The 5,810-nt window shown below is 54.9% G+C and carries 2 tRNA genes and 3 rRNA genes; all 5 read right to left on the minus strand.

Going from position 1 to position 5,810, the window contains the following annotated elements:
* Positions 1-230: 230 nt before the first annotated feature.
* Positions 231-345 (minus strand): 5S ribosomal RNA (gene rrf, locus AC3A3X_RS17745).
* A 178-nt stretch (positions 346-523) separates the two neighbouring features.
* Positions 524-3,389 (minus strand): 23S ribosomal RNA (locus AC3A3X_RS17750).
* Positions 3,390-3,644: 255 nt separating this feature from the next.
* Positions 3,645-3,721: transfer RNA gene (locus tag AC3A3X_RS17755), tRNA-Ile, on the minus strand.
* A gap of 49 nt (positions 3,722-3,770) precedes the next feature.
* Positions 3,771-3,846, minus strand: a tRNA-Ala gene (locus AC3A3X_RS17760).
* A gap of 120 nt (positions 3,847-3,966) precedes the next feature.
* Positions 3,967-5,511 (minus strand): 16S ribosomal RNA (locus tag AC3A3X_RS17765).
* Together the 16S, 23S and 5S rRNA genes with 2 tRNA genes alongside form the textbook arrangement of a ribosomal RNA operon.
* Between the last annotated feature and the right edge of the window lie 299 nt (positions 5,512-5,810).

Genomic DNA, 5,810 nt, shown 5'->3' on the forward strand with positions numbered 1-5,810 from the left:
CACCGGAGCCACCCTTCTCCCGCGAGCGGGAGAAGGTGCCGGCAGGCGGATGAGGGCAGGGGCGGCATATCTCGCCAGATAACCCCGCATCGCTGGACATTCTGTAGGAGCGAGCTTGCTCGCGATCGAACGTTTCCAGGGGCGACACGCAAGGTCGCGAGCAAGCTCGCTCCTACGCACGCGCAAAAAGAAACCCCCAGCCTTTCGGGCTGGGGGTTTCGGGGTAAAGCCCCTGGCGATGACCTACTCTTGCATGGCTTAGGCCACACTACCATCGGCGCATGTGCGTTTCACTTCCGAGTTCGGAAAGGGATCGGGTGGGACCACACAGCTATTATCACCAGGGAGAGGGTGGAGGGTCGCGGTCTCGATGAATTGAGTCTCGGTGGATTGAGTCGCGCACACGCTCTCGTTGGGTTGCTTTCACGGGATGGATTCCGTGTCGGCGAAAGGGTCGGGAATTGTAGCAAGTTTATGGCGAATGGTGTCCGACGTATCGGAGGCCAAAGCAACTTGAGGTTATATGGTCAAGCCACACGGATCATTAGTACAGGTTAGCTCAATGCATTGCTGCACTTACACACCCTGCCTATCAACCACCTGGTCTTGATGGTTCCTTTAGGGGACTTGAAGTCCCGGGAGATCTCATCTTGAGGCGCGCTTCCCGCTTAGATGCTTTCAGCGGTTATCGCTTCCGAACATAGCTACCCGGCAGTGCCACTGGCGTGACAACCGGAACACCAGAGGTTCGTCCACTCCGGTCCTCTCGTACTAGGAGCAGCCCCTCTCAAATCTCCAACGCCCACGACAGATAGGGACCGAACTGTCTCACGACGTTCTGAACCCAGCTCGCGTACCACTTTAAATGGCGAACAGCCATACCCTTGGGACCGACTACAGCCCCAGGATGTGATGAGCCGACATCGAGGTGCCAAACACCGCCGTCGATATGAACTCTTGGGCGGTATCAGCCTGTTATCCCCGGAGTACCTTTTATCCGTTGAGCGATGGCCCTTCCATACAGAACCACCGGATCACTAAGACCTACTTTCGTACCTGCTTGATCCGTCGATCTTGCAGTCAAGCACGCTTATGCCTTTGCACACAGTGCGCGATGTCCGACCGCGCTGAGCGTACCTTCGTGCTCCTCCGTTACACTTTGGGAGGAGACCGCCCCAGTCAAACTACCCACCATACACGGTCCCCGATCCGGATTACGGACCTAGGTTAGAACGTCAAGCACTTCAGGGTGGTATTTCAAGGTTGGCTCCACGCAAGCTAGCGCCTGCGTTTCATAGCCTCCCACCTATCCTACACAGAAGAACTCAACGTTCAGTGTAAAGCTATAGTAAAGGTTCACGGGGTCTTTCCGTCTTGCCGCGGGAACGCTGCATCTTCACAGCGATTTCAATTTCACTGAGTCTCGGGTGGAGACAGCGCCGCTGTCGTTACGCCATTCGTGCAGGTCGGAACTTACCCGACAAGGAATTTCGCTACCTTAGGACCGTTATAGTTACGGCCGCCGTTTACCGGGGCTTCGATCAAGAGCTTCGCCTTGCGGCTGACCCCATCAATTAACCTTCCGGCACCGGGCAGGCGTCACACCCTATACGTCCACTTTCGTGTTTGCAGAGTGCTGTGTTTTTGATAAACAGTCGCAGCGGCCTGGTCACTGCGGCCCCTCCCAGCTATTCACCAGAAAGGGCGCACCTTCTCCCGAAGTTACGGTGCTATTTTGCCTAGTTCCTTCACCCGAGTTCTCTCAAGCGCCTTAGAATTCTCATCCTGCCCACCTGTGTCGGTTTACGGTACGGTCTGCGTAAGCTGAAGCTTAGGAGCTTTTCCTGGAAGCGTGATATCGGTTGCTTCGCCCTGATGGGCTGGTCCTTAGTCTCAACGTTGCTCCCCCGGATTTGCCAAAGGGAACCGCCTCAACTCTCTCACCGGGACAACCAACGCCCGGCCAACCTAACCTTCTCCGTCCCTCCATCGCACTTACGCGAGGTGCTGGAATATTAACCAGCTTCCCATCGACTACGCATTTCTGCCTCGCCTTAGGGGCCGACTCACCCTGCGTCGATTAACGTTGCGCAAGGAAACCTTGGGCTTTCGGCGTGCGGGCTTTTCACCCGCATTATCGTTACTCATGTCAGCATTCGCACTTCCGATACCTCCAGCGGACTTCTCAATCCACCTTCAACGGCTTACGGAACGCTCCTCTACCGCGCATAACAAAGTTATGCACCCCAAGCTTCGGTTCATCGCTTAGCCCCGTTAAATCTTCCGCGCAGACCGACTCGACCAGTGAGCTATTACGCTTTCTTTAAAGGGTGGCTGCTTCTAAGCCAACCTCCTGGCTGTCTGTGCCTTTCCACATCGTTTTCCACTTAGCGATGAATTTGGGACCTTAGCTGTGGGTCTGGGTTGTTTCCCTTTTCACGACGGACGTTAGCACCCGCCGTGTGTCTCCCCTACATTCTGTCCTGGTATTCGGAGTTTGCCATGGTTTGGTAAGTCGCAATGACCCCCTAGCCATAACAGTGCTCTACCCCCAGGAAGATTCATAGGAGGCGCTACCTAAATAGCTTTCGAGGAGAACCAGCTATCTCCGGGTTCGATTAGCTTTTCACTCCTAATCACACCTCATCCCCTACCTTTGCAACGGGAGTGGGTTCGGGCCTCCAGTTGATGTTACTCAACCTTCACCCTGGGCATGACTAGATCACCCGGTTTCGGGTCTACTGCCCGCGACTATGCGCCCTTATCAGACTCGGTTTCCCTTCGCCTCCCCTATACGGTTAAGCTCGCCACGAACAGTAAGTCGCTGACCCATTATACAAAAGGTACGCCGTCACCCTTGCGGGCTCCGACTGCTTGTACGCACACGGTTTCAGGGTCTATTTCACTCCCTTCACCAGGGTTCTTTTCGCCTTTCCCTCACGGTACTGGTTCACTATCGGTCGGTCAGGAGTATTTAGCCTTGGAGGATGGTCCCCCCATGTTCAGACAGGGTTTCTCGTGCCCCGCCTTACTCGATTTCATTGGAAGAGCTCTTTCGCATACCGGGCTGTCACCGTCTATGGCCAACCTTTCCAGGTTGTTTTGCTAGAACTCAATCAACTTAAGGGCTGGTCCCCGTTCGCTCGTCACTACTCAGGGAATCTCGGTTGATTTCTTTTCCTCCGGGTACTTAGATATTTCAGTTCTCCGGGTTTGCCTCGTACAGCTATGTATTCACTGCACGATACCTCTTGCGAGGTGGGTTTCCCCATTCGGACATTGCGGGATCAATGCTTGTTGCCAGCTCCCCCGCACTTTTCGCAGGCTGCCACGTCCTTCATCGCCTCTGACCGCCAAGGCATCCACCGTGTGCGCTTATTCGCTTGACCATATAACCCCAAGTTGCCTTGGAGCTACATTCGGACCGGGGGTACAACGCCCGGTCTGGAATATAACGACTCAATTAATAAAGTGTCCGAAGACACTCGCCTTAGCCTCACGACACGTCATGGACAACATTCGTCTCAAAACGCTCGCTACAATTCCCAATTTTCAAAGAACGCAAATGGGCCTCAACGCCCAACTGCTTCAATATTTGATGTGTGCGCAATCAGAGTTTCGTTCGGTAGCAAGCCACTAAGTGGTGGTGGGTCTGGGAGGACTCGAACCACCGGCCTCACCCTTATCAGGGGTGCGCTCTAACCACCTGAGCTACAGACCCAAAGTGTTTCCCGCCGGCACAACTGCCAGGCAAGGGTCTTCGCCCAAGGTGGTGGAGCTTGTCGGGATCGAACCGACGACCCCCTGCTTGCAAAGCAGGTGCTCTCCCAGCTGAGCTAAAGCCCCATCGAATTCCCTGGAGGGATCCGGGGACGCTCCCGCAGCCACCCCATTGGGCGACCCGGAACTCTGAATGCAGGTTACTTGTGCGGACGTCCGACCAGCAATTTGCTGTCTTTAGTCTCTAAAGGAGGTGATCCAGCCGCACCTTCCGATACGGCTACCTTGTTACGACTTCACCCCAGTCATCGGCCACACCGTGGCAAGCGCCCTCCCGAAGGTTAAGCTACCTGCTTCTGGTGCAACAAACTCCCATGGTGTGACGGGCGGTGTGTACAAGGCCCGGGAACGTATTCACCGCAGCAATGCTGATCTGCGATTACTAGCGATTCCGACTTCATGGAGTCGAGTTGCAGACTCCAATCCGGACTGAGATAGGGTTTCTGGGATTGGCTCGCCCTCGCGGGTTTGCAGCCCTCTGTCCCTACCATTGTAGTACGTGTGTAGCCCTGGCCGTAAGGGCCATGATGACTTGACGTCATCCCCACCTTCCTCCGGTTTGTCACCGGCGGTCTCCTTAGAGTTCCCACCATTACGTGCTGGCAACTAAGGACAAGGGTTGCGCTCGTTGCGGGACTTAACCCAACATCTCACGACACGAGCTGACGACAGCCATGCAGCACCTGTGTCACGGTTCCCGAAGGCACCCATCCATCTCTGGAAAGTTCCGTGCATGTCAAGGCCAGGTAAGGTTCTTCGCGTTGCATCGAATTAAACCACATACTCCACCGCTTGTGCGGGCCCCCGTCAATTCCTTTGAGTTTCAGTCTTGCGACCGTACTTCCCAGGCGGCGAACTTAACGCGTTAGCTTCGATACTGAGGGCCAAGTTGCCCCCAACATCCAGTTCGCATCGTTTAGGGCGTGGACTACCAGGGTATCTAATCCTGTTTGCTCCCCACGCTTTCGTGCCTCAGTGTCAGTGCTGGTCCAGGGTGTCGCCTTCGCCACAGATGTTCCTCCCGATATCTACGCATTTCACTGCTACACCGGGAATTCCACACCCCTCTACCGCACTCTAGTCAGCCAGTTTCCAATGCAGTTCCCAGGTTGAGCCCAGGGCTTTCACATCAGACTTAACAAACCACCTACGCACGCTTTACGCCCAGTAATTCCGAGTAACGCTTGCACCCTTCGTATTACCGCGGCTGCTGGCACGAAGTTAGCCGGTGCTTATTCTTCCGGTACCGTCATAACTCCGGGTTATTAACCCGAAGCTTTTCTTTCCGGACAAAAGTGCTTTACAACCCGAAGGCCTTCTTCACACACGCGGCATGGCTGGATCAGGCTTGCGCCCATTGTCCAATATTCCCCACTGCTGCCTCCCGTAGGAGTCTGGACCGTGTCTCAGTTCCAGTGTGGCTGATCATCCTCTCAGACCAGCTACGGATCGTCGCCTTGGTGGGCCTTTACCCCGCCAACTAGCTAATCCGGCATCGGCTCATCTATCTGCGTGAGGCCCGAAGGTCCCCCACTTTCTCCCGTAGGACGTATGCGGTATTAGCGTAAGTTTCCCTACGTTATCCCCCACAAATAGGCAGATTCCGATGCATTCCTCACCCGTCCGCCACTCGCCACCCACAGTATTGCTACTGCTGTGCTGCCGTTCGACTTGCATGTGTTAGGCCTGCCGCCAGCGTTCACTCTGAGCCAGGATCAAACTCTTCACTTAAAATTGCATGGATCCGAAGATCCAAATTTTTTGAGTGCAAAGCTCGTTCCAGGCACCAATTACTCGCTTGCATTTGCATGCTTTTGAATCATCGTTGCTTGGTACGAACATCTGCTCAATGGACAACCATCCACCAGCCAGACGTCCGCACAAGTTACCTGCGCACACTGTCAAAGATCTTCGGGGCCGGCCTCAGCGCCTTTCCCGTCTCACCCCGCTGCACCAAAGTGCCCGAGGGAGCCGACTATCTTACAGCGAATTTCGATTCCGTCAACACCGTGTCGAAATCTTTTTTCGCT

It is taken from the genome of Lysobacter sp. Soil_N_23 (assembly GCF_057656135.1).